We start from the raw sequence: 1,762 nt of genomic DNA, 5'->3' as shown, positions 1-1,762 counted from the left end.
GGTTCGCAAGGTGCGGCCAGCTACCAGTTGGCGACGGACACGGATGTTATGCCGATCGGCGGCTTCAGCGGTAGCGATGATGCGCCGACCTTGGATCAGTTCAAGAAGCTGGTCTCGGAGAAGAAGATTCACTTCTTCATTGCTGATTCTGGTCAGGGTGGTGCCCCTGGTGGGAACAACGAGATCACGTCATGGGTTAAGGAGCACTTCAGTGCTACGACTATCGACGGTGTGACCGTTTATGACCTCACCCAGGAGAAGAGCTCATAACGCTCGGTGATTGCAGGCCGTTTGAGACGACGCCCGCCGGGGCTGCACCGGGGGCGCACCTGTCCGTCCGCCCCCAGCCTCGGGTTGCGGCCCGCCCCGCGCCCCATCGACCGCCTTACTGAATCCGCCGCGAGATCGGATTTTGTGGCACAAGCGGGTGGGGGGAGTACTCGGCACGCAGATTACGCAGCGTCTCCGCGTGTTCGGCGAGGCGCTTATCTTCCTCCGTCGTGGGGGTGAAATGGCGCGCAGCCAGCGGGTTCCCGTCCTCGTCGATACCCATATAAGCGGCCGAGGCGTGGATCGCTAGTTTCATCCCGCTGCGCCCTTCCCGCGGGTCGCCGGCGTAAACGTGAACACTAGTTTGCATGGAACGCGTGTCGGTACGGATGATCCGGGCGTCGGCTTCAATGAGATCCCCAATCTGGATCGGCCGGTAGAACCGGATCCCGCCCGCATAGACCGCGACAGTGCGATGACCAGCGAATTCCATTGTGCAGGCGGTGGCTGCTTCGTCGATCCATGCCATCGCGGTGCCACCGTGGACCTTGCCGCCCCAGTTGACGTCTTGGGGTTTCGCCATAAACCGGGTGACCAGCTCAGGGGCCGTCGAGTCCTCCGTGTATGTCTGTTTCAGCATTTCGTCTTCGATGGCTTTGCGAAGATCGACGCGGGAGAGAGCGGCGTCGCGGACTCGGATCTCCTCCTCCGTGGTGGGGGTCCAGGTGGGGACGGGGATGGATTTTCCATGCTCGTCCAACGCGACGAAGATGACCAGGCAGTCGCAGGCGCGGCTGAAGGAACCGTCGCGCGGGTCGGCGGAGAAGACTTCGTTGACAATGTGCATCGACGATCGCCCCGTGTAGGCGATGGTGGATTTCACCTCGACGAGGTGCCCGGATGGAATCGGCCGGGTGAAGTGAATATGCCCGACGTATGCCGTGACACAGTAGGCCCCTGACCAGCCGACGGCACACGCGTAGGCAGCTTTGTCGATCCACTCGAGAACGCGCCCGCCGTGGACACCCATCGCGCCCGCGAGCAGGATGTCGTTAGGGGCTGCGAGGAATCGTAGCGTGACGCTGTTGTTACGTCGGCCGGTCGCGTGGGGCTTCTCGGCCGTCGCTCCGGATTCTGCGGTGTCAGTGGTGTGTCCTGTGTCCTTGGTTGTCATGGTTTCCTTTATTGATGCGTCGGTGCTTATGTAGGTCCCGCTCAGCGGGCAGTGAACTATGTAACTCTTGCATTGTAAGGGGTGGCGATACAGTTAGTGCGTGACCAAGAGAATTGATGCGCAGCAGTTGGTGGCGGACCTGGAACAAGTCAGGCCCTGGGCGATGGACCCGCAGAACGTCGAACGCCCCCCACGGAGCGTGATCGCCCGCGCGGTCCGCACGAGTCTGAAGGCATTAGAAGCCGACGCCCCCGGCCATAGCGTGGAAGTTCGTGTTCCTCCGTTTGCGGCGGTGCAGTGCATCGAAGGCCCACGTCA

General features: G+C 61.9%; 2 protein-coding genes and 1 pseudogene. 2 read left to right on the top strand and 1 reads right to left on the bottom strand.

What is annotated here, in order from left to right; translation table 11 throughout:
- Window positions 1-270 (top strand): annotated as a pseudogene (locus Q3981_RS04480) (glycosyl transferase); the annotation flags it as partial.
- 115 nt (window positions 271-385) lie between these two features.
- On the opposite strand, the gene Q3981_RS04475 reads toward Q3981_RS04480, so the two are convergent.
- On the bottom strand, window positions 386-1,444 hold the full coding sequence (locus tag Q3981_RS04475; protein WP_303124268.1) for an acyl-CoA thioesterase: 1,059 nt from the start codon (window positions 1,442-1,444) through the stop codon (window positions 386-388).
- A 163-nt stretch (window positions 1,445-1,607) separates the two neighbouring features.
- Here Q3981_RS04475 and Q3981_RS04470 point away from each other — a divergent pair.
- The coding region (locus tag Q3981_RS04470) for a sterol carrier family protein (RefSeq protein ID WP_303124273.1) at window positions 1,608-1,762 on the top strand (155 nt) is incomplete at its 3' end.

Origin of the sequence: Corynebacterium sp. (assembly GCF_030530965.1) — a bacterium.
Classification (GTDB): Bacteria; Actinomycetota; Actinomycetes; order Mycobacteriales; family Mycobacteriaceae; genus Corynebacterium.
Note: the sequence above shows the minus strand (reverse complement) of the source record. Positions and strands in the feature narration are given on the sequence as shown.